Below are 26,412 nucleotides of genomic sequence, written 5' to 3'. Positions count from 1 at the left end.
AATGTGGTGTGAGGAGACTTAACTCCCTTGATCATACTAGATATTAAAATTAGAAGTTCAATTACCACAAATTTCTTTACAAAGTAATTATTTCCTGACATATATATTTTTAATATTTGTCAATTTATACTATAGCACCACCACAACTAGAACCACAACCCGCAGTACAACCATAGCAATATTCAGCAGTTTGGACTTCATTAAATATATCCAAACTACCAATTTCTAACAATTTACTCACAGTCAAATTTTCACCATTACTAGTTTTAGCAGGTAAATTCATCATTTGATTAAAATCACAATCATAAATATTCCCTAAATAATCAATTGAAAGTTGTTCACGACACATTAAACCATCAATTGTATTTGCATTAAAGTGAGATTCCAAAAAATGCAAATAGCGAGAATAAAGCTGTTTTCTTTCTAAATGAAACTTTGTTCTCCCCACAGGTATATTAGTAATAGTGAAAAGATGATTAAATCGAATATCAAATTTTTCAGACAAAAATGTTTTATAGTCTCCTTCTAACTTTTCCTGTTCAGGAGTGAGAGAAAAATCATCACTACTTGGTAATGGAGAATTATACACCAAATCTAACACTAAATTGGGATTTTGACCATAACCGATTTTATTCAACCATTGTAAAGCCTTAATTGATTGATCAAAAACACCATTTCCCCGCATTTTATCCACATTATCGGCTAAATAACAGGGAAGAGAAGCGACAATTCTGACTTGATTCTCAGCAAAAAAATCTGGTAAATCCTCAAATCCTTCCACAAAATAAATTGTCAAATTTGATCTGACAATGACCTGTTTACCTGCATTTTTAGCAGCTTCTACCAAAGACTTAAAACCATAATTCATTTCTGGAGCGCCACCAGTTAAATCCACCGTTTTAATTTGCGGAAACCTACCAATTAAAGTAATTAACTGTTGACAAACTTCCGGTGTTAATTCCTCAGTTCTTTTCGGACTAGCTTCTACATGGCAATGGTTACAAGCTAAATTACAAAGTTTTCCCAAATTAACTTGTAAAACATTAATTTGCTGCTTTGTTAAAGGTGAATTTATCTGCTGAGAAAAAGGTGTAATCATAGAAGCATCTCTAGCTAAATTAAACCATAATTAGTTGAGAAATAAAAGCAAAGATGATAAATATGAGGATTTTACCCCATTTTCTCTCTAGTTTCTCCTATTTCTCATGCTGTCTCTCGTTCTCTCGTTCCCATGCTCTGCGTGGGAATATAGTTAAGAGGCTCTGCCTCTATTATACCTGGAGGTAGAACCTAGAACCTCAAAGATGACATTCCCAGTCAGAGACTGGGAACGAGGAACGAGGATGCTTTGTGTGGGAACGAGAATTTCCTTTCTTTGCGTCTTTGCTCCTTTGCCTCTTTGCGCGAAACCTCAGCTAGATTAGATATAAGAATTACTCAATTACCGTGAAAACCGATACAATTTTCTATAGCTTATTTCAAGCATTTCCTAGCATCTTTTTTGAATTAATTAACCAGTCTCCCACAGAAGCAGGTACGTATGAATTTACCTCTCGTGAAGTTAAACAACTGGCTTTTCGTTTAGACGGTTTATTTTTACCAACCACCAAAGATGCCAAAAAGCCATTTTACATTGTTGAGGTTCAATTTCAACCCGATGATGATTTATATTATCGTCTCTTTGCAGAGCTTTTTCTCTACCTGCGACAATACAAAACTCCTCATCCTTGGCAAGCTGTCATCATCTATCCTAGTCGTAATATAGAAAGAGAACAGAATGTACAATTTGGGGAAATCTTACTGCTTCAGCGAGTTACACGCATTTATTTAGACGAGTTGGGAGAGAGTTCTTTAGGGGTGGGAGTTGTTAAACTAGTAATAGAAACAGAGGAATCTGCACCAGCATTAGCAAGACGTTTAATTGCCCAAGCAAACCAACAACTAACTGATACCAAAATTAAACGGGATTTAATTAATCTGATTGAGACAATTATCGTCTACAAATTACCCAAAAAAAGCAGAAAGGAGATTGAAGCCATGTTAGGTTTAAGTGAGTTGAAACAAACCAAAGTTTATCAAGAAGCTTTAGAAGAAGGTAAAGCTGAAGGTAAACAAGAAGGTGAAGCTGAAGCAACCAGAAAGTTTGCTTTGAAATTGTTACGAACAGGTATGAATTTACAACAAATTGCTGAATTTACAGAATTATCTCTTGAACAAATTCAGGCTTTACAAAAGGAAATTCAAGAATCATAGTAGTTCTGGCTCTAATAAAATACTATTGAGGACGGGGAAACCCCGCCCTTACGGGTTTGAGGATAGAAAACTGTACTTCATAACCGAGTAAAATACTGTATAAAATTAACAACATCCTCCACCATCATAATACCATGTAGAATCAGTAATAATGATTTCTTCAGCATTGATAACAGCTAACTTTTCCGCCGTTTTATCACAAACAGCCACAGGAATACCTCTTTGTAAAATATGTCCAGCATTATCATCAAAAAATTCTTCCTTACCCGCATAAATTGCTGTTTTACCAGTAAAAATACAAGCCCCGTCTGAGGGGATTTCCACTTTAAAAGCCACGGAATCAAGACTTTCTAAAAGTATATTTTCCTGTAGCTGATAACTATGTTTATCTAATAAACGATAAGGACGACGTGCGCGAATTTCCACTTGTCCAAAACCAGCATTAATTATTAGTTGAGTATATTCTGGATATGTAAGAGCGCCGGATAAACACAAAGCGCGTAAATGTTCATTTTGTTGTAAATGATCAGGAATTGGACTGGTAGCAATTGGATCACTCATTTGTAAGCGACCGCCGGATTTTAATACCCGATATGCTTCCTTTAAAGCGCGAGTCAAATCCGTTGGTTCAAAGATATTGAAAAGGCAATTTTGCGCTACTATATCCACCGAAGCATCAGCCACAGGTAAATTAAAAGCGTCTCCCGGACGAATTTCAACAAAGCTAGTATCAAACCAGGGGTTTTCCGTTGCAGCAATTTCTAAGTTACGCATTGCAGCTTCTCGCATAGCCTCCACAGGTTCAACAGCAATAATCGCACCGGGACGGGGAGAGAAATAGGCAAATTGTAACGCTTCTAAACCACCACCAACACCAACATATAAAACTGTAGGTTGATTATTAAGTTCGTTGTGATGAACTGTAGTTCCACAACCATAGTTCATTTCCTGCATAGCCAGAGGAATTTTCAGCCCTGGTAATTGTAAAGGTGTACTTTGGACACAGCATAGCCCCACTTCCGGTGTTTGAGCAACTTGGCTGTAAAATTGGGCTGCGGTTTCTAAATAGGTCATAATCTCAAATTAGAAATTAATAATAAGTAGGTTGGCGTTAAAAATTGTCGTTATGACAAGGAAACAGGGAACAGGGAACTCTTAACTGGGAACTCTTAACTGGGAAGAGGTTTTGGGCAACTTTACTTTTCGTTACTTATGTCGGTTTTTTTCCGTTCACCTACTTAAACTCAAGTTTTTAAGGCGATTAAACGACATCTTATGATTAATTCTGCATAAAAACAACGTAAGAACCGATGATATTAAAATTACAGAACTTACGCAACTAGCACATTGGTATGGTGCGTCAGATATCAACAGTCTGTTTATTTGCAGGATTTATGCAGTAGTAAAGCACCCTACAACAGATTTTTGGTGTGACACTTCTGTAAGTGCTAAGTTATTATAAAATTTTAGCTGTGGATTGATGAGTATTGACACTTAAACGGTGTTTACTTAAAAGGTCTATTTTAATAGTGTCACCTTCAACCTTGAAAAATCTAACTATCTTTAGTAATATAGACTTATCGTTTTAAGACAAGACTAAAATGTTTCGTAGCTTGATTGCATCTATCATCGCCTTTGCTATTGCTGTTACTGTGGTTGTCAACCCAGCCTATGCAGAATCTACTGATACCAACTACTATGTTAATAATTCTGGCGGTAATGGTGATTTAGTTTCAATTGATGAATCTCTCAACAGTGTTAGTGATGGTGCAAGCTTAGATTTAGCCAATACCTTCATTAATGGATTATGGAAGGGAGTCGTGGAGACTGCTGGAGTTACAATTGGTGGTGTTATATTATGTTACTCAATTGATGGAATAGCTACTTTAGTTTTCCCACCTGCGGCTGCACTAGCTGCTTATTGCCCAGCAATGCCAGCAATAGGAGGTGCATTGGGTGGTGGAAATACTGTTGATCAATTAATTAACGCAGCAACTAAAGCAATGTAATGCTATATAAAAGCCAGGACTTACGCAAAATTTCTCTTAAAATCTTCTTTTTTGTCTTTTTTGTCTTAAAATCTTCTTTTTTGGTGTCCTTCGTGTCTATCACTACGGGATGCTACGCGAACGTGGTTCATTTTTTATTTACTGGTGCGTAAGTCCTGTGCAATTAAAAATTGAAACTAGGAATTTTGAATTTCCATTCATGCTTGACTTTTAATCTCAGCAAGAGTATTATGTAGAACTAATAGAAGGGGAGTAGCTGCTGACAGTAAATCAAAGTTATCTGTTCAGTATATCTAAATCAACATACTGGTGATGAGCCTGGTTTAGATAGCGAATAAACAAAGTATTTGAAAGCGAGACCTTCACTGACGACACATTGAAAAGTGTGGAGTTCAGTGAGGTTTTATGGCTCTCATTGATACTCCACACGGGTAAAAAATCCTTCAGGAGTTTGAGAGAGTGTTAACAGCCTTTACCGCCGGTTTATTACTAATTACCATTTCTGAACTAGGTGATAAAACCTTTTTTATCGCTGTAATTCTGTCCATGCACCACCCACGGCGCTTGGTGTTCTCTGGTGTGATAGCTGCTTTAGCGGCTATGACTATCTTATCAGTTGCATTTGGACAAGTAGTGTCCTTTTTGCCAAAACAAATCATTCATTATGCCGAAATAGTTTTGTTTATCGCCTTTGGTTTGAAATTAATCTATGATGCCAATAAAATGGCTGTATCTGCGACTGAAGAAGTCGTAGGGGAGGCACAAGAGGCGGTAGAAAAGGCAGATTTAGATAATCCCCAGCAAAAAAGTGTCTGGTCAATTTTACTAAAATCCTTCGTACTAACATTTATAGCAGAATGGGGCGATCGCACACAAATAGCCACCATAGTCCTCGCAGCCAGTAATAACCCCATTGGTGTTACAGCCGGCGCAATATTAGGACACGCAATTTGTGCAGCGATCGCCGTTATCGGTGGTAAATTAATAGCAGGTAGAATTTCCGAAAGGCAAATTACCTTCTTAGGCGGTTTTCTATTTATCATCTTTGGCATAGTCGCCGCTATAGAAGGAAAATAATCCGTAGCAAGAGTAGCTGAGTCAGGCCTCTCCCCTATGGACTAGCCGTAGGAGATGATGTAGAATTAGGCTCAGAAATTGCTGCTACCTTATTGATTTCGTCCTTATACTGAGCCGGAGCTAAGGCTGTAGCTTTATCAAATAAAGGTTTTGCTTCAGCAAGCTTCCCTTGTTGCTTAAACAGCATTGCTTTCGCTAAAACGGGACGAAAATCTTGAGGCTCTTGATTAATTGCTTGATCATACACAGAAATAGCCTGAAGATCCTGCTTCTGAAAAGCGTAGACATTACCTAAAAGGACTTGAATAGCAACTACATCCCCACTACCTGGCTCAATAGCATTAGCCTTCTTTGCAGCAGTTAAACCTGCTTCTAATAAGCTAATAGCTACTTCTGGACGCTTTTCACTTAATTGCAAACTGACCATACCCTGCAAAGCCTTCAAATCTGCCGGTTTTGCACTTAAAATAGTACGATAAGTTTGGGTTGCTCCTTCCTTATCGCCAATTTGTTGTTTAGCTTGAGCCAGTAAAACCCCGTACTCTGACTTTTGGGGATTAAGTTTAGCAAGTTTTTCCAAAGGTTCAATCACAACTTGAATATCAGCCGGTTTAACTTCCCCTTGTCCTTTTTGACTCAACAACTGTAACCGGGCTTGCAAAAGTCCCTTGAGTGCAGTTTGATTTTCTGGCTCTTTCTGTAAAACCAATTCATAGCCCCGGACTTGATCTTCTAATTTTGACTTTTGCTGAAATGAAGATCCTTGATTCTCAGTATTGGCTTGATTCGATGGTAATGATTGGGGTTTGTTAAATGTTGTAATTATGGGCATAACAGAAACCCCCACAAAAGCAACAACAGCGAAAGCCAAGACTACTCGAACCATCCAGCGATTACGCGATTCAGACACAATATTATTCTACTCCTAAATGTTAACAAAATGTAAGTATATAGAACCAAAGTCATGCTACACTATCAGCAGATTTTAAATTTTGGATTTATTCTTGATCTAAATTCCGACAATGACATTAATTACAAATTAATTACAAATTAATTACAAATTGCAAAGTTAAAAATTTCCAAAACTTTGCGGAATACGGTGATTTGTCTGTGAATTTTATAACAAATAAATATCTATCCTGCTAAAGTAAGTGATGACTTTAGGAAGATCCGTCAGAATTATAGCTATGCTATGCTGCCGATAACCTAGCGTGGCCTTAGCCTCAATGGTTGTGAAGAGGCTAAATTACACATTTAGTGTATAAATGTGATATTTTGCGTACTTCTGTTCATATAAAGCATCAAGCGAAAGGCTAGATTAAAAGGAAATATACTTTGATCAGCCACACTTGCTCTTTTCTACCTGTCTTTGTCAAATCCTACCAAGGGATACGTCTTGTGCCGCAAGGAGTTTTTATGAATTCCGACCTGATGCCATCTTCTCAATCCTCAAATTCCACAGCCTCTAAACAAGGCAGAAAAGAGATTTCACCCCCTGTTAATGCTCATACATTAGCAAACCAACCCTCTCAACTGGAAAATTCTGTCATTGACCTGAGTAAATCCGATGCTAACGGGCATTTAGTTAATCGAGAACAACCAATTCCACCTCCGAGCGAACCAACCCAGTACCGAGCTATTGGCCTAGTTCGCGGGTGCTATCATGCCAGTAGTGAACAGTTTACCCAAGGAACACTACTGACTAGCGATGGGGTTGAACTTAATGCCGTCCTATTAGGTCGGATTATGAGTCTAGTCAAAAATCACTTAGACCTAGAAAAAGAACATCTATGGGTAGTTTATCCCCGCACCAGACAAGAAAATGACGCATTACACCTGCAAATTGTTGGCGTTTGGGAACCAGAAAATCTGGCGAAAAATGCACTAGATGAACATAGCCCAGATGCGATTACTCAAAAGTTACACAACTCGACAGTAGTTTGTGATGATCTCAAACCCTCATCAGCTGTTCCTGATGGCGGTTTTTCTGTGCGCGGTGAGGTAGTTTACCAGTCTTTTGATGAAAAGAGTTTGGTTGTGAAAATCAAGCAATCTCCCCGGAAAACTACTGATAAAGCTAAATATTTTAAGTTGAAACTCAAGGGCATATTAACGACCAAAGCCGTCGGTAAGTTCTGGGACTTCAATGTGAAACGGGAATCAGATGCTTTAGTAGTAATTAATGCCGAAGCGATCGCTGATTTACCCAAAAAACGTAGACCGCCATTCAAAGCCGCGCCCCGTGGTGTTGCTAACAGCGGTACTAGAAGACCATTCCCCCCTCGACGCAATGGTGAAGCCCCACGTCCCATTAGAAAGACAGCAGGTGATCCCACGGTTATTACTAAACCTATACCCAAAACCCCCACTCCTATGCCTATTAAGAGGCCTAAGCCGACCGGGGAATAGGTAATTGGTCAGTTGTCTGTTGTCAAATGATGATTAGTGAGTACAGAAACACGGAATTTCCCTCTTTGTCTTTCTTCTTTCTCACTACTTCTAAAACTCAGTCCAACGATCTTGAGGTAAAAAAGAACGCTCCATTGGTATCGGGGCTACTGGTTCAGTTAGGGTAAATATCCCCTCTTTGATCCATTGTTTCAACTCTTGGGCTACTTTTCGGGAAAGAAATAAGCTCGCTAAAGATGCTACTCGTACCGTTCTCCCTTCAATAGTGATACGTCCAGACTTAAGTTGGGCGTAACTCACTAAACCGAAGGTAGGACGGACACGACGAGGAATGGAAAAATCTACAATTGGTGCTACTAAGTCTCTGTCTTGGACAGCACACCGTTCTATCACTCCCACATTTAAAACTGGTAACGGCACGCCTACACCCATCATCATGGACGGTCCATAGCTTTTAAAGTAACAACCTCGTATCCATCGGGCATCCATCTGTTTGGCATCGCCAATTAACGCTAAAGTGGCTGAAGGCCCAATCGGTGTCCGATTTTCTAACCGCTTTTGCAAAGGGAAATGTTGTGTCCCCTCCCAAGCTACATAACCAATACCCCCAGCTAAAAAAATCTTTGTCCCAATACCAACGATTTGTAAATCGGGGTCATTCAGCAACGGTGACAGCGAACCAGGGTTAGAATAAACTGCATTCCCTAAACGTGGCTGTAACGGTCCTAAATACGTATACAGTGGGCGATCGCCACCATTCACACCAACAATAAAATTTTGATAAAGATTACGCGGATTAAATAAGTAAAACTGATTGATGGTGTCACGGGTGATAGTGGTTTCAAACGTAGCCCTGGGATAACAATCGGTAACTTGTCCAATAGCACGTACTTGGATAGATTTACCCGCAATTAAATCCTCAATCACATGACCCCCTCCACGTTCTCGCACTTCTTCCCCATCTATGGTGTCAACTGGACAACTAGCACCTAAGTATAAATCCACAGCCCCAAAACCAGAGTATGCTGGTACTCCATCTAACCAGCAACGCCGAATTTTTATCGGTGGATCAGTATGTCCTAAGTTAATAATTGCACCACTTGACTCCATTGGTTCAAATGTACCAGTGGTAATTACATCTACTTCCTTAGCAGCTTTATTAACACCAACTTCTCCAACTCGTGCTTTCAATTCTTCAGCAGTCCAGACTATCGCCCGTTTTTGGCTGATTTTCTCATTAATATCCGCAATTGTTCGCATTTTTAATTCAGTTGTAGGTTGGGTTTAAAAAAACCCAACATTTCCGTGTTGGGTTACACCTTCGGCACGCTACGTGAACACTCCGTTTTACCCAATCTACAATCTAACAGTATACCCGTGTTGTACCACCTATCACCTCTCATCTACCCTGAATTTAACAGAATCAGCATGGGAAGGTAAACCCTCTGTAGTTGCTAATATGTCAATAGCCAATGCCACTTTTTCTAGTGCAGTTTGTGAGTATTGGATAATACTTGAGTGTTTTAAAAATGTTTCTACCCCTAAAGCCGAAGCATAACGGGCGGCACCAGAAGTAGGTAGGGTATGGTTTGGACCTGCCAAATAGTCTCCCACTGCTTCAGGTGTAGAACTACCCATAAAAATTGCCCCCGCATGGCGAATATGGTTAATTAAAGCCCAAGGATCAGCAACTTCTAATTCTAAATGTTCCGGTGCAAACTCGTTAGAAAGTTCCGCTGCGGCAGACAGGGATTCCACCACCACAATTAAACCATAATGGGCGATCGCTTTTTCCGTATCTAGCCGGCGCGGGTGATCTACCAATTGTCTTTCTACCTCGATTTGCACTTTTTTAGCCACAATAGCATCTGTTGTCAGCAAAATCGCAGCGGCCATAGGATCATGTTCTGCTTGCGCTAACAAGTCCGCAGCTACATACACAGGATTAGCCGTTTCATCAGCAATTATTAGCACTTCGCTAGGACCTGCTAAAGAATCAATACCCACAGTTCCGTAAACTAATTTTTTCGCCAAAGTGACATAAATATTACCCGGTCCTGTAATTACATTTACTTTGGGAATAGTTTCTGTCCCATAAGCCAAAGCCCCAATAGCTTGAGCACCACCAATTCGGTAAATTTCCTGAACTCCCGCTTCTTGAGCCGCTACCAAAACCGCAGGATTAACCATTTTACCTCCTCTCACAGGTGTCACCATTACCACCCGTGGCACACCCGCTACTTTCGCCGGAATGGCATTCATTAACACTGTACTGGGATAACAAGCCCGACCTCCTGGTATATATAAACCTGCACGGTCTACGGGCGTGTAGCGCTTACCTAATACTACCTCATCATCGCCAAATTGTACCCAGCTTTTGGGAACTCGCTGACGGTGAAAAGTCTCTATTTTTTCGCAAGCTAGGCGAATAGAGCGCAGCAAATCCTTAGATACCTGTTGATATGCTGCATCTAATTCTGAGCCTGTTACCTTTAGTTCTTCTGGTTTTAGGGTTTGCTGATCAAATTCCGCTGTATAGTGTAGTACAGCCTTGTCCCCTTGGCGCTTCACCGCTTGCAACACTTCGCGTACTGTTGCTTCTTTGTGAATTACCTGTTCATCCTGGGTGCGTCCACAGATCCTTTGCAGTTCTGCTCTAACGTCAGCTTGCTCAGTAATAATTCGCAGCATGGAGTAATGACAATGCAAAATTTTACAATCTTCTCAAACCAGAACCAGGTTTAGGCTTTTTACTCGCCGCTACAGCATGACATCAATAGCAAGTTATTCAAAAATAGCTAAAAAGCTCATCATGTAAGCTTTTTGACCTTTGATTCTTGACTTTTGAATCCGCCCGGCTTGACTTAGGTTATCAACCTGGATCTGATTCTCTTCTCTAGCTTAACCTGGATTTTTTTTGATACTACTTTATAAAACTCAACCAACTCAGGAAATTTCACCATCTCCCACAATTAATTCCCGCAATTACACCCCTTTTTTTCTCAATTATCCATTTTACCCTATTTCCCCACTTCTCAATTTCAAGCCCTTCTGGTCCAAATAAAAAATTTTTTTCTGGAAATTATAACATTGGCGAAAATGATGCTATATTAATTAAACCTAGTAGTGTGTGTACATAATTAATAGTCTTTTTTGGAATTACTGTGGCGAATACAAAGTCTGCTCTTAAACGCGCCCAAATCGCAGAACGCAACCGACTGCGTAATAAAGCATATAAATCAGCCGTAAAGACGCTGATGAAGAAATACTTTAGTTCTGTAGAAGCTTATGCTGCTAATCCGACAACAGAACTCAAGCAGGAAGTAGAAGTAAAAATGTCCGAAGCTTACAGCAAAATTGATAAAGCTGTGAAGAAGGGCGTGCTTCATCCCAACAATGGGTCCAGGAAAAAGTCAAGACTGGCTCACAAACACAAAACCCTCACGGCTTAGTCAAAAATTCGGTAGGGGCAATCCCCCCGTGGTGGCCCCGGTTTGTAGGACAATTGCCAAAATATAACAGGAAACCCCATTCTCAGGGGTAATTCACGAATTACCCCACGTTCTATTTTGCCAAAGTCCTGGTCGGTTTAGCCCTGACCACTGAACATTGACAACTAACAAGCCATGCAACTCATAGATACCCACGTACACATTAACTTTGACATTTTTCAGCCAGATTTAGCAGCAGTACGCGCCAGGTGGCAAGCAGCAGGAGTAGTCCGATTGATCCACTCCTGTGTTCACCCGCAAGAATTTGCCAGCATTAGCCAAATAGCAGCGCAGTTCCCTGAACTTAGCTTTGCTGTAGGGCTACATCCTCTAGATGCTGATAAATGGGATCACCAAACGGCTACCCTAATCAAGTCTTTGGCCAGTTCTCATTCCCAAGTGGTAGCCATTGGGGAAATGGGGTTAGATTTCTACAAAGCAGATAACTATCACCATCAGCAAGAGGTATTTACATCACAATTGGCCATCGCCTGTGAACTGAATTTACCGGTGATCATCCATTGTCGTGATGCTGCACCAGTCGTGAGGGATATATTGCAAAAATGGCGGGATTTGTATGGGGAAAAGTTACGGGGTGTCATGCACTGCTGGGGAGGGACACCAGAAGAAACTCAATGGTTTTTAGATCTAGGTTTCTATATTAGCTTTAGTGGAACAGTGACATTTAAAAATGCTCTAACTATTCAAGAGAGCGCGGCCATTGTAAGTAGCGATAAATTGCTCATAGAAACAGACTGCCCGTTTTTATCACCCGTACCTAAACGCGGTGAAAAACGCAATGAACCTGCTCATGTTTATTATGTAGCGGCAGCATTAGCCAAACTACGAGGAGAAACAATCGAGGAAATTGCCCAGAAAACCACCGAAAACGCTTGTAAATTATTCGGTCTAGCACTATAGATGACAATCACCCCCCTAAGATGAATATTGATTTAACTCATCATGATACATCTGGAAGATAGAAATGTGCTAGAATTATTCACTCCAAAACATTTAGGTTAAGCCATAATGATAGAGAAAGGATAATAATTCTTAAAGATCCAGTAAATGTGATCGTCTTGACTGTACTCCGCCGAGAATTCCTGGTTTTAAGCCCCTGAATGAATCTCAACAATCATGCTCATTTCACAACCAAATCTAAAATCCCAAGTTGTCCGTCCATCCACTTAAATCTCCACAAACGGATGCTCTCAATCACCATCACTCCGTGGTAACAAGCATAGTGGCTGAAAATTTGGCAAACAACAATTCAGTCACGGTTATGCCGCTATCGGTATATCAAACCTATAGAAAATCCTTAAAAGTAATTGTCTTATCCAGACAATCATAGCAATATTAAATCCATAATGCTATGGCCAGCACCACGCCCCAAAATCCCACCCTCGCCAAAATCATCAATTTTGGGAGCAATTAATCTATCGCTTTGGGCTAAAGTGTGTAAGTCTACTGAGGGATAATTGAAGTAGAAAGTAAAGTCTAGTTTTGTCTAGGTTTTATATAGCAGATCACAGTCAGGAATGCAGTACAAGGCATGAAGTGTGAAGTAGAAAAAATGACCCAGGCAAAAGCCCAACAACAGGCTTTTGCCCGCAATTTATAGACTTCATCATTCCCGATTTACATTTTAGCACAAAGCCTAAGTCCAGGCTACACCACCCAAGCTATTAGCAAGTTTAACCAGGTTGACAAAGGTAAAGGCATGACTAACGACAAATATATGGAATCCGCCTTTCTATTACCCGACTTAATTGAAATCCAGCGTTCTAGTTTTCGCTGGTTTCTAGAAGAAGGACTAATAGAAGAACTGAACTCCTTTAGTCCAATTACAGACTACACTGGCAAACTAGAACTCCACTTTTTAGGAAATAATTACAAACTCAAAGAGCCTAAATACAGCGTCGAAGAATCTAAGCGTAGAGATAGCACTTATGCAGTGCAGATGTATGTTCCTACCCGTCTATTGAACAAAGAAACAGGAGACATCAAAGAACAAGAAGTATTTATTGGCGATTTGCCCTTGATGACAGACAGAGGCACGTTTATTATCAACGGAGCAGAGCGGGTAATAGTCAATCAAATTGTGCGATCGCCTGGAGTTTACTATAAATCAGAAATAGATAAAAACGGACGACGGACTTATTCTGCCAGCTTAATACCTAACCGGGGCGCGTGGCTCAAATTTGAAACAGATCGTAACGACCTAGTTTGGGTACGGATAGACAAAACCCGGAAATTATCAGCCCAGGTACTTCTGAAAGCACTAGGACTATCAGATAATGAAATATTTGATGCCCTGCGCCATCCAGAATACTTCCAAAAAACCATAGAAAAAGAAGGGCAATTTTCCGAAGAAGAAGCTCTAATGGAATTATATCGGAAACTTCGCCCCGGTGAACCGCCCACAGTTTTAGGTGGACAACAACTTTTAGACTCCCGCTTCTTTGATCCTAAACGCTATGATCTGGGGAAGGTTGGTCGTTATAAACTTAATAAAAAACTCCGCCTTTCCGCCCCTGATACCATGCGAGTCCTCACCCCTGGGGACATTTTAGCCGCCATTGACTACCTAATTAACCTAGAATTTGATATTGGTAGTATAGATGATATTGACCACCTGGGAAATCGCCGAGTCAGAAGCGTGGGTGAATTACTGCAAAACCAAGTCAGAGTCGGTTTAAATCGTTTAGAAAGAATTATTCGAGAACGGATGACAGTATCCGATGCTGAAGTTCTCACCCCCGCATCCCTGGTTAACCCCAAACCCTTAGTAGCAGCCATTAAAGAGTTCTTTGGTTCCAGCCAACTAAGTCAGTTCATGGACCAAACCAACCCCCTAGCAGAATTAACCCATAAACGCCGCCTCAGTGCCTTGGGACCTGGGGGTTTAACTAGAGAAAGAGCCGGGTTTGCAGTCAGAGACATCCACCCTAGCCACTACGGACGGATTTGTCCCATTGAAACACCAGAAGGACCAAATGCCGGACTAATTGGTTCGTTGGCTACCCATGCCCGCGTCAATCTCTATGGTTTTTTAGAAACACCCTTTAGACCCGTGGAAAACGGTAAAGTTCTTTTTGACCTTCCTCCTGTCTATATGACAGCAGATGAAGAAGATGATTTGCGGACAGCAACAGGGGATATTCCTCTAGATGAAAATGGTTATATTAAAGGACCTCAAGTACCTGTTCGCTATCGCCAAGACTGGACAACCACAGAACCTGAACAAGTAGATTATGTAGCGGTTTCTCCTGTGCAGATTGTCTCAGTTGCTACTAGCATGATTCCTTTTTTGGAACATGATGATGCTAACCGGGCATTGATGGGTTCTAATATGCAGCGCCAGGCTGTACCGCTGTTGAAGCCAGAACGCCCCTTGGTAGGAACCGGTCTGGAGGCACAAGCAGCGAGAGATTCTGGGATGGTGATAGTTTCCCGTACAGACGGGGAAGTGGTGTATGTAGATGCCACGGAAATTCGTGTCCGGGTCAGTAGTGAATGGTCAGTGATTAGTGGTCAGTCCTCATTGGCAGAAAAACGGGTGACGGATGATGAGGATTTCAGTACAGATAAGGTTCAAGAGATTAGATACAATCTGTCTAAATACCAACGTTCTAACCAAGATACTTGTTTAAACCAAAAGCCCTTGGTGAGAATTGGGGAGAAAGTAGTGGCTGGTCAGGTATTGGCCGATGGTTCTTCTACAGAAGGGGGAGAACTGGCCTTAGGACAAAATATTGTTGTAGCTTATATGCCTTGGGAGGGCTACAACTATGAAGACGCGATTCTCATTTCTGAGCGTTTGGTACAAGAAGATATCTATACTTCTATCCACATTGAGAAGTATGAAATTGAAGCTAGACAAACTAAACTCGGACCAGAGGAAATTACTAGGGAAATTCCTAACGTCGGTGAAGATGCCCTGAGACAATTGGATGAGCAGGGTATTATCCGCATTGGGGCTTGGGTAGATGCTGGTGATATTTTGGTCGGTAAAGTGACTCCTAAAGGAGAATCAGACCAACCACCAGAAGAGAAGCTGCTGCGGGCTATCTTCGGTGAAAAAGCTCGTGATGTCCGTGATAATTCACTGCGTGTACCTAATGGCGAGAAAGGTCGGGTAGTTGACGTGCGGCTGTTTACCCGAGAACAAGGTGATGAATTGCCACCAGGGGCGAACATGGTAGTACGGGTTTATGTCGCTCAAAAGCGCAAAATCCAAGTTGGGGACAAGATGGCTGGAAGACACGGTAATAAAGGTATTATTTCCCGAATTCTGCCAGCGGAAGATATGCCTTTTTTAGCAGATGGTTCCCCTGTAGATATTGTTCTCAATCCCTTGGGTGTACCTAGCCGGATGAACGTGGGTCAGGTGTTTGAGTGCCTTTTAGGTTGGGCTGGGCATAATCTAGGCGTGCGGTTTAAAGTCACTCCTTTCGATGAGATGTATGGAGAAGAGACCTCTCGGCGTTTAGTGCATGGCAAGCTCCAGGAGGCTAGGGAAGAAACAGGTAGGGATTGGGTGTATAACCCGGAAAATTGCGGCAAAATCATGGTTTATGATGGTCGCACCGGCGAACCCTTTGACCGTGCCGTTACAGTCGGGGTAGCGTATATGCTTAAACTTGTGCATTTGGTTGATGACAAGATTCACGCTCGCTCTACCGGACCCTATTCTCTGGTTACCCAACAACCTTTAGGTGGTAAAGCCCAGCAAGGTGGACAAAGATTTGGAGAAATGGAAGTTTGGGCTTTGGAAGCCTTTGGGGCTGCTTATACCTTGCAAGAGTTATTGACAGTGAAATCTGATGATATGCAAGGACGTAATGAAGCTCTAAATGCCATCGTCAAAGGTAAAGCTATTCCTCGTCCAGGTACTCCTGAGTCCTTTAAAGTGTTGATGCGGGAGTTGCAGTCTTTGGGTTTAGATATTGCAGTTCATAAAGTGGAAACTCAAGCTGATGGTAGTTCTTTGGATGTAGAGGTGGACTTGATGGCGGATTTGGCACCGCGACGTACACCTTCTAGACCAGTTTATGAGTCGCTTTCCTATGAGTCCTTGGAGGATGATGATTAAGCGGAGTGCGGGGTGCGGGGTGCGGAGTGCGGGGTGCGGGGTGCGGGGTGCGGGGTGCGGAGTGCGGGGTGCGGAGTGTGGGGTGGAAAAGGGTTTTTCAATTTACTCTCGATTTTGAAAACGCGCTCCTTGCAAAATAACGAATCTGGGATCTAAGTAGATAAACAGAAAAAACCGACATAAGTAAAGAAAAGTAAAATTGCCCAAAACCTCTTCCCTGTCCCCGTGGCGTAGCACCTGTCCCCGTGGCGTAGCACCTGTCACCTCTTCCCTGTCCCCGTGGCGTAGCACCTGTCACCTGTCACCTATTCCCTACCTTTTAATCTCAAATCCAATATCTAAAATCAAATCCAATATCTAAAATTATGAGACCTCCTCAATCTAATCAATTTGATTACGTGAAAATTGGTATCGCTTCACCAGAGCGGATTCGCAAGTGGGGTGAACGAACCTTACCCAATGGACAGATAGTTGGTGAAGTGACGAAACCAGAAACTATTAACTACCGGACTCTGAAGCCGGAAATGGATGGTTTGTTTTGTGAACGTATTTTTGGACCTGCTAAGGACTGGGAATGTCATTGTGGTAAGTATAAGCGTGTTCGCCATAGAGGCATAGTCTGCGAGCGCTGTGGTGTAGAAGTTACTGAATCCCGTGTTCGTCGTCACAGGATGGGCTTTATTAAGTTGGCTGCTCCTGTGGCTCATGTTTGGTATCTCAAGGGTATTCCTAGTTATATTGCTATTCTCTTGGATATGCCTTTGCGAGATGTGGAGCAAATTGTTTATTTCAATTCTTACTGTGTGTTGCGTCCGGGTAATGCGGATACTTTGAGTTATAAGCAACTCTTGAGTGAGGATCAATGGCTGGAGATTGAGGATGCTATTTATAGTGAAGATTCTCAATTGGAAGGTGTGGAGGTGGGTATTGGTGCGGAGGCACTATTACGGCTTTTGGCGGATATTAATTTGGAGCAGGAGGCGGAGTCTCTACGGGAGGAAATTACTAACGCGAAGGGACAAAAGCGGGCGAAGTTAATTAAACGGTTGCGGGTAATTGATAATTTTATCGCTACTGGTTCTAAGCCGGAGTGGATGGTTTTAGAGGTGATTCCGGTGATTCCTCCAGATTTACGCCCTATGGTGCAATTAGATGGGGGTAGGTTTGCTACTAGTGATTTGAATGATTTGTACCGTCGGGTGATTAATCGTAATAATCGTTTGTCGAGACTTCAGGAAATATTAGCACCTGAGATTATTGTCCGTAATGAGAAGCGGATGTTACAGGAGGCTGTTGACGCTTTGATTGATAATGGTCGTCGTGGCAGGACTGTGGTGGGTGCTAATAATCGTCCTCTGAAGTCTTTGTCAGATATTATTGAGGGTAAGCAAGGTCGGTTTAGACAAAACCTGTTGGGTAAACGGGTGGACTATTCTGGACGTTCTGTGATTGTGGTTGGACCTAAGTTGAAGATCCACCAATGCGGTTTACCCAGAGAAATGGCGATTGAGTTGTTTCAGCCGTTTGTGATTAATCGCTTGATTCGTTCGGGTATGGTGAATAATATTAAGGCGGCGAAAAAGTTGATTGCTCGCAATGACCCCTGTATTTGGGAGGTGTTGCAGGAGGTGATTGAGGGACATCCGGTGATGTTAAACCGAGCGCCGACGTTGCACCGGTTGGGGATTCAAGCTTTTGAACCGATTTTGGTAGAAGGTAGGGCTATTCAGTTACATCCTTTGGTTTGTCCGGCTTTTAATGCTGATTTTGATGGGGACCAAATGGCGGTTCATGTGCCTCTGTCTTTGGAAAGTCAAGCGGAGGCGCGGTTGTTGATGTTGGCTTGTAATAATATTTTGTCTCCTGCTACGGGTAGGCCTATTGTTACGCCTAGTCAAGATATGGTATTAGGGGCGTATTATTTGACTGCGGAAAATCCCCAGGCTACTAAGGGGGCGGGAAAATATTTTTCTTCTTTGGATGATGTGATTATGGCTTATGAAGCTAAACAGGTGGATCTTCATGCCTATATCTATGTGCGTTTTGATGGGGAGGTTGATTCAGGTGAACCAGATACTGAACCTTTAGAGGTGATAGAAGATAAGGATGATTTGGGTAAGGTGAGGGGCAGGACTTTAAGGTATAAGTTCCGTCGGGTTCGTGAGGATGCTCAAGGGAATTTAATTTCTCAATACGTTTATACGACTCCTGGACGCGCTATTTATAACAAGGCGATTCAGGAAGCGATAGATGCTTGAGGGGTGCGGGTTTTTTTAATTTACTCTCGATTTTGAAAGTCCGCTTTTTGCCAAATCAGGAATTGGTTGGTGGTTGGTGGTTGGTGTTTAAAACTTTGTAAGGGCGAACGGCTGTTCGCCCCTACTAACAACAGATAAAGGATAAATCTATGACGACTAAAGCGGTTTTTCGCAATCTTGTGGTTAATAAGGGTAAACTGAGAGATTTGATTTCTTGGGCGTTTATTCACTATGGAACGGCGCGGACGGCGGTGATGGCGGATAAGCTCAAGGATTTGGGTTTCCGCTATGCGACTAAGGCGGGGGTGTCTATTAGTGTGGATGATTTGATGATTCCTCCTTCTAAGAAAGAGTTGTTGGAGGCGGCGGAAAGGGAAATTCTGGCGACGGAGGAACGTTATCAACGGGGAGAAATTACTGAGGTGGAACGTTTCCAAAAGGTGATTGATACTTGGAATAGTACGTCGGAGTCTTTGAAGGATGAAGTTGTTACTCATTTTAAGAAGACTAATCCGCTTAACTCTGTTTATATGATGGCTTTTTCAGGGGCGCGGGGGAATATTTCTCAGGTGCGGCAATTAGTAGGGATGCGGGGACTAATGGCGGATCCTCAGGGGGAAATTATTGATTTACCTATTAAGACTAATTTCCGTGAGGGGTTGACTGTTACGGAGTATATTATTTCTAGTTATGGGGCGCGGAAGGGTCTGGTAGATACGGCGCTGCGGACGGCGGATTCTGGTTATTTGACTCGTCGGTTGGTGGATGTTTCTCAGGATGTGATTGTCCGGGAAATTGATTGTGGAACTACTAAAGGGCTATCTATCCGCGCTATGACGGAGGGTAGTAAGGTTTTAATTAAGTTGGCTTCACGGTTGATGGGTCGGGTGGTGGCTGAGGATGTGGTTGACCCGGTGAGTGGTGAGGTGATTGCGGTGCGGAATACTCCTATTGATGATGATTTGGCGATCGCTATTCAAAAGGCGGGGGTGAAGGAGGTGATTGTCCGCAGTCCTTTGACTTGTGAAGCTGCTCGTTCTGTTTGTCAACATTGTTATGGTTGGAGTCTGGCTCACGCGAAGATGGTGGATCTGGGTGAGGCTGTGGGGATTATTGCGGCTCAGAGTATTGGTGAGCCGGGTACTCAGTTGACGATGCGGACTTTCCACACTGGTGGGGTGTTTACTGGTGAGGTGGCTCAACAGGTGCGTTCTCAGGTGGGGGGGACGGTGAAGATTCCCCGGAAGTTAAAAACTCGTCCTTATCGTACTCGTCATGGTGAAGATGCTTTGTATGTGGAAGCTGATGGAATTTTGATGATTGAGGGGGATAAGAAACTAGGTAATACCCAAAGTCAAGAAATAGCGGTTACTCAAGGTTCTACTCTATATATTCATGATGGTCAGCAGGTGTTGGCGGGTCATTTAGTGGCGGAGGTGGCTCTGGGTGGTAAAACGACGAGAACCAATACGGAGAAGGCTGTTAAGGATGTAGCTACGGATTTGGCTGGTGAGGTGAGATTTGCGGAGGTGGTGGCGGAACAAAAGGTAGACCGTCAAGGTAATACTACTACTACTGCTTCTAGGGGTGGGTTGATTTGGGTTCTGTCTGGGGATGTTTATAATTTGCCGCCGGGGGCGGAGTTGGTGGTGAAAAATGGTGATGCGATTGCTACTAATGGAGTTTTGGCGGAAACTAAGCTGACTACTATTCATGGTGGTGTGGTTCGTTTACCGGAAATAGCACCGGAGAAGGCGACTAGGGAAATTGAGATTATTACGGCTTCTGTGGTTTTGGATCAGGCTGCGGTGACGGTTCAAAGTTCCCAAGGACGTAATAGCTATTTAATTACGACTACTAATAACCAGGAGTTTAATCTGCGGGCTACGCCGGGGACTAAGGTTCAGAATGGTCAGGTGGTGGCGGAATTGATTGATGATCGTTACCGGACTACTACGGGCGGTTTTTTGAAGTTTGCTGGTATTGAGGTGCAGAAGAAGGGTAAGGCGAAGCTGGGTTATGAGGTGGTGCAGGGGGGAACGCTGCTATGGATACCTGAGGAAACCCATGAGGTAAATAAGGATATTTCTCTGCTGTTGGTGGAAGATGGTCAGTTTGTAGAACCTGGTACGGAAGTAGTTAAGGATATTTTTTGTCAGACGGGTGGTGTAATTGAGATTACTCAAAAGAATGATATTCTCCGGGAGGTTGTGATTAAACCGGGTGAGTTGTTGATGGTGGATGATCCAGAAACGGCGATCGCTCATGATAATACTTTCTTACAAGCGGGGGAAGAATTACAGGGTATGATTGCTACAGAATTGCGTTATATCCAATATGTAGAAAGCCCGGAAGGACCGGCGTTGTTGAGCCGTCCGGTGGTGGAGTTTGCTGTACCAACGACTCCAGATGTACCTTCTACTACTTCCATTAGTCAACACACGGGGCGCTCTATTCAATTGAGGGCGGTACAACGGATTCCTTATAAGGATTCGGAGCGGGTGAAGTCTGTGGAGGGTGTGGAGTTGCTGCGGACGCAGATAGTGTTAGAAATTGAACAGGCAACGGAAACGGAACACGGTACTTCTCCTTTGGCGGCGGATATTGAGTTAATTCCTGATGGGGAAGATGAGGAAATACAGCGTTTGCAGTTGGTGATTTTGGAGTCTTTGGTGATGCGTCGAGATATTGCGGCGGATACTACTCAAGGCAGTACCCAAACTAATTTGGAGGTTGAGGATGGTGAGACTATTGCTCCGGGTGCGGTTGTAGCTCGGACTAAGATTTTGTGTAAGGAGGGGGGAGTTGTCCGGGGTGTGCAGCAGAGTGCGGAAACTGTGCGGCGTTGTTTGGTGTTGCGAGAGGAGGATTTAATTACTATCAGTACCAATGAGTTACCTAGGGTGAAGGTTGGAGATTTGGTAGTTGAGGGTGGCGAGATAGTGACCGGGGTAAGGGCTATAGAATCTGGACAAGTTGTAGAAGTGGTCAGTAGCAAGACAACTGAGGATGGACAATTAACAAAGGAGGGTTCAGCTTACACTATTACTCTTCGCGTTGGTCGTCCTTACCGAGTTAGTCCAGGAGCGGTATTACAGGTAGAGAATGGGGATTTGGTGCAACGGGGGGATAATTTGGTGTTGTTGGTGTTTGAACGGGCGAAGACTGGGGATATTATCCAGGGTTTACCCCGGATTGAGGAGCTTTTGGAAGCTCGTAAACCTAAGGAAGCTTGTATTTTAGCCCGTCGTCCGGGGGAGGTGAAGGTGATTTATGGGGATGGTGATGAGGTAACGTCTATTTCCCGTGAGGCTTATTCTATAAAAATTATGGAAAGTAATGGGACGGTGACGGATTACCCTCTTGGACCTGGACAAAATTTGATTGTTCCTGATGGGGCGCAGGTGGTGGCGGGTCAACCTTTAACGGATGGCCCTTCTAACCCGCATGAGATTTTAGAACTGTTTTTTAGTTTGGGGTCGGAGGACGGTGTTTATACCTGTGCTAGTCTGGCTCTGCAAAAGGTACAAACGTTTTTGGTGAATGAGGTACAGATGGTGTATCAGTCTCAAGGGATTGAGATTGCGGATAAACACATTGAGGTAATTGTGCGCCAGATGACGAATAAGGTGCGGATTGATGACGGTGGGGATACAATCATGTTACCTGGTGAGTTGGTGGAACTACGACAGGTGGAACAGGTGAATGAGGCGATGGCGATTACTGGTGGTGCAAAGGCACAATATACACCGATGTTGTTGGGGATTACTAAGGCATCTCTAAATACTGATAGTTTTATTTCTGCTGCTTCTTTCCAGGAAACTACAAGGGTATTAACGGAGGCGGCTATTGAGGGTAAGTCTGATTGGCTGCGGGGTTTGAAGGAAAATGTGATTATTGGGCGGTTGATTCCTGCGGGTACTGGTTATAACACTTTTGAGGAAGCGGGAGCGATTGACGATTATGTAATGGATATGGGTTTTGGTGGATCTGGGGATGGGATTTTAGATGAGGTTGATGATTCTTTGGATATGGTTTTAGATGACCGTACGGCTAAACTCTATAATTTGGATAGTCAAGGAATGGGAGAAGGGGGCTTTGGTGGTAACTTTTTTGGTAGTGGGGAACGTTTGATTTTAGATGATGATGATGATTTGATTGCTGATGAAATTAATGATTTGGTTATAGAAGATGATGATGCGGATGATGATGATTTTGATGATGATTTTGAGGAAAACGATGAGGAATAAAATCTAGTAAACTGTAGGGTGTGTTAGCGACTCTTAACACACCTTATCAGGTTGTTCGATTTGAAGTAGATAAACTAAATAGATTTTCTATTCTCTCTACTTAAGAACCAAAATTAGCTAAATTATGATTGTGATCAATAACTTTTAAATTCATTTATGACAACGGAAATCAAAATACCAACTTTAGCCAGCCTTGAATATTATGCTTATATTGATGAAGATGGTGAATTAATAGCAGATTTTCAAGGAAAAATTGGAGTTTATGCTATTTTTAATGAAGATAAAAAACTGGAATTTATTGGCTATTCCCGTGATATTTATCTGAGTTTAAAGCAGCATTTAGTCCGTCAACCTGAGAACTGTTATTGGGTGAAGGTGCAAACTATAGAACGTCCTAATCGCACAATTTTAGAAAATATTGAGAATGCTTGGATTGCTGAAAATAAGGCTACTTTTATTACTGAAACTTTATGTAAACAAAAATGGACTAGTTCTATAGATGTCAAGGAATTAATGACACCAGAGGAACAGGACAATTACCAGAATATAGCTATTGATGAGGTGGGAAAAGGTAAGGTTTTGAAAAGTGTAGCGCGGCGTGTTGAAGAGGAAATTTTGGCAAATCTAAAAGCACGGGGAGTGAAAACACAAATTCGTTTTAATCCTAAGTTAAAGGAAGTAGGATTGTTGGATTTAAAGTGAGTGGGGTGAAGGGATGTTTTTGATGTCTATAATGCGAGTCTATATAATCTAAAATCTAAAGTCTAAAATTTTATTGGGGACTGAAAACACAAATTCGTTTTAATCTTAAGTTAAAGGATGTTTTTAATATCTATAATGCGAGTCTATACAGTACTTCCCGGTGTTATGAGGTATATACAGCAAGTAGCTTTGAGTGAGGTACACTTTGTGCGGGCAAGATGCCCGCACCACAAGAGTTTTATGATTCAACTTTGTATTTCATAAGAGCGGGAACTGCTGTATCTAGGGGGCAAGATGCCGTACACTTTGTGCGGGCAAGATGCCCGCACCACAAGAGTTTTATGATTCAACTTTGTATTTCATAAGAGCGGGAACTGCTGTATTTAGCGGGCAAGATGCCGTACACTTTGTGCGGGCAAGATGCCCGCACCACAAGAGTTTTATGATTCAACTTTGTATTTCATAAGAGCGGGAACTGCTGTATCTAGGGGGCAAGATGCCGTACACTTTGTGCGGGCAAGATGCCCGCACCACAAGAGTTTTATGATTCAACTTTGTATTTCATAAGAGCGGGAACTGCTGTATTTAGCGGGCAAGATGCCGTACACTTTGTGCGGGCAAGATGCCCGCACCACAAGAGTTTTATGATTCAACTTTGTATTTCATAAGAGCGGGAACTGCTGTATCTAGGGGGCAAGATGCCGTACACTTTGTGCGGGCAAGATGCCCGCACTACAAGAGTTTTATGATTCAACTTTGTATTTCATAAGAGCGGGAACTGCTGTATCTAGGGGGCAAGATGCCGGCACTACAAGAGTTTTATGATTAATATCTGTATTTCATAAGAGCGGGAACTGCTGTATCTAGGGGGCAAGACTTGTACTGAGATTGGTTGAAGTATGCCGGCACTACAAGAGTAATTACTACTGTTAATAACTAAAGGTTTAAGTTATGTAAATTTGTCAATATTTGGTATAGATTAACTTAAAATAATTTCCAGGTAACTGCTGTATTTTCAGGAAAAAATTAACGTCATGTCTAAAAATTTTAATTCTCCTAACTTTATTGAACCTTTAAATATCTTTAATGTTATCAGTACGGCAATGGGATTGTACCGTTGTCATTTAAAAAAATATTTTCTCATAGCTCTTAAGGCTTGTGTTTGGTTACTAGTTCCTATTTATGGCTGGGTTAAATTTTACGCGCTTTTAGCTTTGATTTCTCGTTTATCTTTTGGTGAATTAGTTAACCAACCTGAAAGTGTTTCATCAGGTGAACGATTTGTTAATTCCCGTTTATGGGATTTTTTTGTGAATATGATTTTCATGGTTGCTATTGGCTTATGTGTTGGAGTTGTATTTAAACTTATTGGTGGTTTACTAATAGGTATATCAGAGATATTAATATCACAAGATGTAACTGTAACTAATAGAATTATTTATCGTTTAATAGCGATTGTATCTGTGATAATTAGCTGTATGGGTATACTGTGGATAGGAATTAGATTTTATTTAGTAGATGTTTGTTTAGCAGTTGAAGATGATGTTAATGGTAGTTCAACGATTAATCGGAGTTGGGAACTAAGTAAGGGAAATGTGGGCAGGATTGTGTTAATTTTTTTAATTGGGTTTTTAATTACTATTCCTATCCAATTTATTATGAAAATCGTTATTAATATTATTACTACTATTATTACTATTATTGGGTTAATTATTATGCCTTTTTTAAGGGAAAATGATCTGATTTTTTCAAAGATTTTTTCTATGATTTCTTTTTTGTTAATACTTGGAATACGTTTTGTGGGTGTTGCTTTCATTCTTCCTTTTCTGCAAACTGTGAAGGCTGTGGTTTATTACGGTGTTAGAAGTCGGGATGAAGGGTTAGGTTTACAATTACGTAATCACGATGTTTAATTATAAGTCCTGCTGATAGGGAAGGGTGGTGTTAGTTATGTTGGTAGAGGATTTTGGGGTGTACTTTACTCAAGGCTGAGTTTGCAATATCTTCTCAATCATCTGATTGGCTTGGGAAGAATAACTACCACCAAATAAGTTAAAATGATTTAATATATGATAGAGATTATAAAGCGGTTTTCTGTATTGATAACCTTGATCTAAGGGAAACTCTTTTTGATAACTTTGATAAAAGGCTAATGGAAAACCTCCAAATAGTTCGGTCATGGCTATATCAACTTCTCTATCTGCAAAGTAAGTTGCGGGATCAAAGATAACAGGTTCATTTTCTATGGTAAAGCCTACATTTCCACTCCATAAGTCTCCGTGAACTAGGGACGGTTGAGTTTGATAATTTGCAAGTAGTTGGGGAATAAGTGCTAATAATTTATCTGCGTGGGGAAAGATTCCTCCCTGTTTTTTTGCTAATTGTAGTTGATAGTTTAAACGGTTTTGAAGATAAAATTCTGACCAAGAGGTATGAAAGTTATTGATTTGGGGTGTTGAACCAATGGTATTATCCATGTCCCAACCAAAACTTTTATTGGTGCTAAATTTGTGCATGACTGCTAATTTACGTCCCATATCTGCCCAAGATTGATGATTACCATGGGTCATTTCTAGCCATTCTAAAACTATATAACTAGAGGTTTTTGTAATTCCCCAACAAAGTGGTTTAGGAACGCGGATGGTTTGAGTATTATAGATTTGTTGTAAGCCCAGTGACTCGGCTATAAACATTGATTTTTGGGAAGGTTGGTTAAGTTTGACAAAGTAGGTGATTTTACTATTGCTAATGGCATAACTTTGGTTGATACAGCCACCACTGATGGGTAAGTGCTGATTACTGACGAATTTTTCTCCGGTGATTTGACTAATGTGGTGATCAATTTCTGGCCAGGTCATGATTTTTTAA

Annotated in this window: 17 protein-coding genes; 11 read left to right on the top strand and 6 right to left on the bottom strand. The window is 41.7% G+C overall.

The genetic code is table 11. The annotated features are described in order from the left end of the window. Positions 1 to 124 precede the first annotated feature (124 nt). Positions 125 to 1,099, bottom strand: a complete 975-nt coding sequence (gene arsS, locus H6F62_RS04375; RefSeq protein ID WP_190371433.1) for an arsenosugar biosynthesis radical SAM (seleno)protein ArsS — start codon at positions 1,097 to 1,099, stop codon at positions 125 to 127. A 347-nt stretch (positions 1,100 to 1,446) separates the two neighbouring features. Between arsS and H6F62_RS04370 the strand changes: the two genes are divergently transcribed. After that, a complete protein-coding gene (locus H6F62_RS04370) occupies positions 1,447 to 2,253 on the top strand; it encodes an Rpn family recombination-promoting nuclease/putative transposase (protein ID WP_137908059.1) in 807 nt (268 codons plus the stop codon). A 105-nt stretch (positions 2,254 to 2,358) separates the two neighbouring features. On the opposite strand, the gene arsM is transcribed toward H6F62_RS04370, so the two are convergent. Beyond that, positions 2,359 to 3,327 (bottom strand): arsenosugar biosynthesis arsenite methyltransferase ArsM, encoded by a 969-nt coding sequence (arsM, locus tag H6F62_RS04365; protein WP_190371432.1) that lies wholly within the window; start codon positions 3,325 to 3,327, stop codon positions 2,359 to 2,361. 527 nt (positions 3,328 to 3,854) lie between these two features. On the opposite strand from arsM, the gene H6F62_RS04360 reads away from it, so the two are divergent. Continuing rightward, positions 3,855 to 4,262 (top strand): hypothetical protein, encoded by a 408-nt coding sequence (locus H6F62_RS04360; RefSeq protein ID WP_190371431.1) that lies wholly within the window; start codon positions 3,855 to 3,857, stop codon positions 4,260 to 4,262. Positions 4,263 to 4,721: 459 nt separating this feature from the next. Continuing rightward, positions 4,722 to 5,339, top strand: a complete 618-nt coding sequence (locus tag H6F62_RS04355; RefSeq protein ID WP_190371430.1) for a TMEM165/GDT1 family protein — start codon at positions 4,722 to 4,724, stop codon at positions 5,337 to 5,339. A 34-nt stretch (positions 5,340 to 5,373) separates the two neighbouring features. On the opposite strand, the gene H6F62_RS04350 is transcribed toward H6F62_RS04355, so the two are convergent. Then, positions 5,374 to 6,249 carry a Tfp pilus assembly protein PilF gene (locus H6F62_RS04350; RefSeq protein WP_190371429.1) on the bottom strand — a complete coding sequence of 292 codons (876 nt, stop codon included), beginning with the start codon at positions 6,247 to 6,249 and terminating at the stop codon, positions 5,374 to 5,376. 506 nt (positions 6,250 to 6,755) lie between these two features. Here H6F62_RS04350 and H6F62_RS04345 point away from each other — a divergent pair. Further along, complete coding sequence (locus H6F62_RS04345; protein ID WP_190371428.1) at positions 6,756 to 7,748, top strand: hypothetical protein; 993 nt, start codon at positions 6,756 to 6,758, stop codon at positions 7,746 to 7,748. A gap of 90 nt (positions 7,749 to 7,838) precedes the next feature. Here the strand turns inward: H6F62_RS04345 and H6F62_RS04340 are convergent, their stop codons facing one another. Both H6F62_RS04340 and hisD read right to left on the bottom strand, forming a co-directional pair. Further along, complete coding sequence (locus H6F62_RS04340; protein ID WP_137908064.1) at positions 7,839 to 9,008, bottom strand: homocysteine biosynthesis protein; 1,170 nt, start codon at positions 9,006 to 9,008, stop codon at positions 7,839 to 7,841. A 132-nt stretch (positions 9,009 to 9,140) separates the two neighbouring features. After that, a complete protein-coding gene (hisD, locus tag H6F62_RS04335) occupies positions 9,141 to 10,439 on the bottom strand; it encodes a histidinol dehydrogenase (RefSeq protein WP_137908065.1) in 1,299 nt (432 codons plus the stop codon). Between the two features lie 473 nt (positions 10,440 to 10,912). Between hisD and rpsT the strand changes: the two genes are divergently transcribed. From rpsT to H6F62_RS04300, 7 genes are all read left to right on the top strand, one after another. Continuing rightward, positions 10,913 to 11,200 (top strand): 30S ribosomal protein S20, encoded by a 288-nt coding sequence (gene rpsT, locus H6F62_RS04330; RefSeq protein ID WP_028090342.1) that lies wholly within the window; start codon positions 10,913 to 10,915, stop codon positions 11,198 to 11,200. A 174-nt stretch (positions 11,201 to 11,374) separates the two neighbouring features. Further along, a complete protein-coding gene (locus tag H6F62_RS04325; RefSeq protein WP_137908066.1) occupies positions 11,375 to 12,160 on the top strand; it encodes a TatD family hydrolase in 786 nt (261 codons plus the stop codon). 799 nt (positions 12,161 to 12,959) lie between these two features. Beyond that, entirely contained in the window at positions 12,960 to 16,334 is a 3,375-nt protein-coding gene (gene rpoB / locus H6F62_RS04320; RefSeq protein ID WP_137908067.1) for a DNA-directed RNA polymerase subunit beta, read from the top strand. A 365-nt stretch (positions 16,335 to 16,699) separates the two neighbouring features. Beyond that, positions 16,700 to 18,592 (top strand): DNA-directed RNA polymerase subunit gamma, encoded by a 1,893-nt coding sequence (locus tag H6F62_RS04315; protein WP_190371427.1) that lies wholly within the window; start codon positions 16,700 to 16,702, stop codon positions 18,590 to 18,592. A 149-nt stretch (positions 18,593 to 18,741) separates the two neighbouring features. After that, positions 18,742 to 22,842 (top strand): DNA-directed RNA polymerase subunit beta'', encoded by a 4,101-nt coding sequence (locus H6F62_RS04310; protein WP_190371426.1) that lies wholly within the window; start codon positions 18,742 to 18,744, stop codon positions 22,840 to 22,842. A 156-nt stretch (positions 22,843 to 22,998) separates the two neighbouring features. Beyond that, positions 22,999 to 23,544, top strand: a complete 546-nt coding sequence (locus H6F62_RS04305) for a GIY-YIG nuclease family protein (RefSeq protein ID WP_190371425.1) — start codon at positions 22,999 to 23,001, stop codon at positions 23,542 to 23,544. Positions 23,545 to 24,578: 1,034 nt separating this feature from the next. Further along, positions 24,579 to 25,457 carry a DUF975 domain-containing protein gene (locus H6F62_RS04300; protein WP_190371424.1) on the top strand — a complete coding sequence of 293 codons (879 nt, stop codon included), beginning with the start codon at positions 24,579 to 24,581 and terminating at the stop codon, positions 25,455 to 25,457. A 69-nt stretch (positions 25,458 to 25,526) separates the two neighbouring features. Here the strand turns inward: H6F62_RS04300 and H6F62_RS04295 are convergent, their stop codons facing one another. Continuing rightward, the gene (locus H6F62_RS04295; RefSeq protein WP_190371423.1) at positions 25,527 to 26,402 is read right to left on the bottom strand and encodes a fructosamine kinase family protein; all 876 of its coding nucleotides are present in this window, start codon (positions 26,400 to 26,402) and stop codon (positions 25,527 to 25,529) included. Positions 26,403 to 26,412 lie beyond the last annotated feature (10 nt).

The organism is Anabaena sp. FACHB-1391 (genome assembly GCF_014696755.1).
In the GTDB taxonomy this organism is placed as follows: Bacteria; Cyanobacteriota; Cyanobacteriia; order Cyanobacteriales; family Nostocaceae; genus Dolichospermum; species Dolichospermum planctonicum.
The sequence above is the reverse complement of the archived record's forward strand: the minus strand, read 5'-3'. Positions and strand labels throughout refer to the sequence as shown.

What these genes read in the sequence shown, in the direction of transcription:
- H6F62_RS04310 (WP_190371426.1), top strand. Translation starts at nt 18,742, where the DNA reads ATGACGACTAAAGCGGTTTTTCGCAATCTTGTGGTTAATAAGGGTAAA.
- H6F62_RS04315 (WP_190371427.1), top strand. Translation starts at nt 16,700, where the DNA reads ATGAGACCTCCTCAATCTAATCAATTTGATTACGTGAAAATTGGTATC.
- H6F62_RS04340 (WP_137908064.1), bottom strand. Translation starts at nt 9,008, where the DNA reads ATGCGAACAATTGCGGATATTAATGAGAAAATCAGCCAAAAACGGGCG.
- H6F62_RS04325 (WP_137908066.1), top strand. Translation starts at nt 11,375, where the DNA reads ATGCAACTCATAGATACCCACGTACACATTAACTTTGACATTTTTCAG.
- H6F62_RS04300 (WP_190371424.1), top strand. Translation starts at nt 24,579, where the DNA reads ATGTCTAAAAATTTTAATTCTCCTAACTTTATTGAACCTTTAAATATC.
- H6F62_RS04345 (WP_190371428.1), top strand. Translation starts at nt 6,756, where the DNA reads ATGAATTCCGACCTGATGCCATCTTCTCAATCCTCAAATTCCACAGCC.
- H6F62_RS04305 (WP_190371425.1), top strand. Translation starts at nt 22,999, where the DNA reads ATGACAACGGAAATCAAAATACCAACTTTAGCCAGCCTTGAATATTAT.
- arsS (WP_190371433.1), bottom strand. Translation starts at nt 1,099, where the DNA reads ATGATTACACCTTTTTCTCAGCAGATAAATTCACCTTTAACAAAGCAG.
- arsM (WP_190371432.1), bottom strand. Translation starts at nt 3,327, where the DNA reads ATGACCTATTTAGAAACCGCAGCCCAATTTTACAGCCAAGTTGCTCAA.
- rpoB (WP_137908067.1), top strand. Translation starts at nt 12,960, where the DNA reads ATGACTAACGACAAATATATGGAATCCGCCTTTCTATTACCCGACTTA.
- H6F62_RS04360 (WP_190371431.1), top strand. Translation starts at nt 3,855, where the DNA reads ATGTTTCGTAGCTTGATTGCATCTATCATCGCCTTTGCTATTGCTGTT.
- hisD (WP_137908065.1), bottom strand. Translation starts at nt 10,439, where the DNA reads ATGCTGCGAATTATTACTGAGCAAGCTGACGTTAGAGCAGAACTGCAA.
- H6F62_RS04295 (WP_190371423.1), bottom strand. Translation starts at nt 26,402, where the DNA reads ATGACCTGGCCAGAAATTGATCACCACATTAGTCAAATCACCGGAGAA.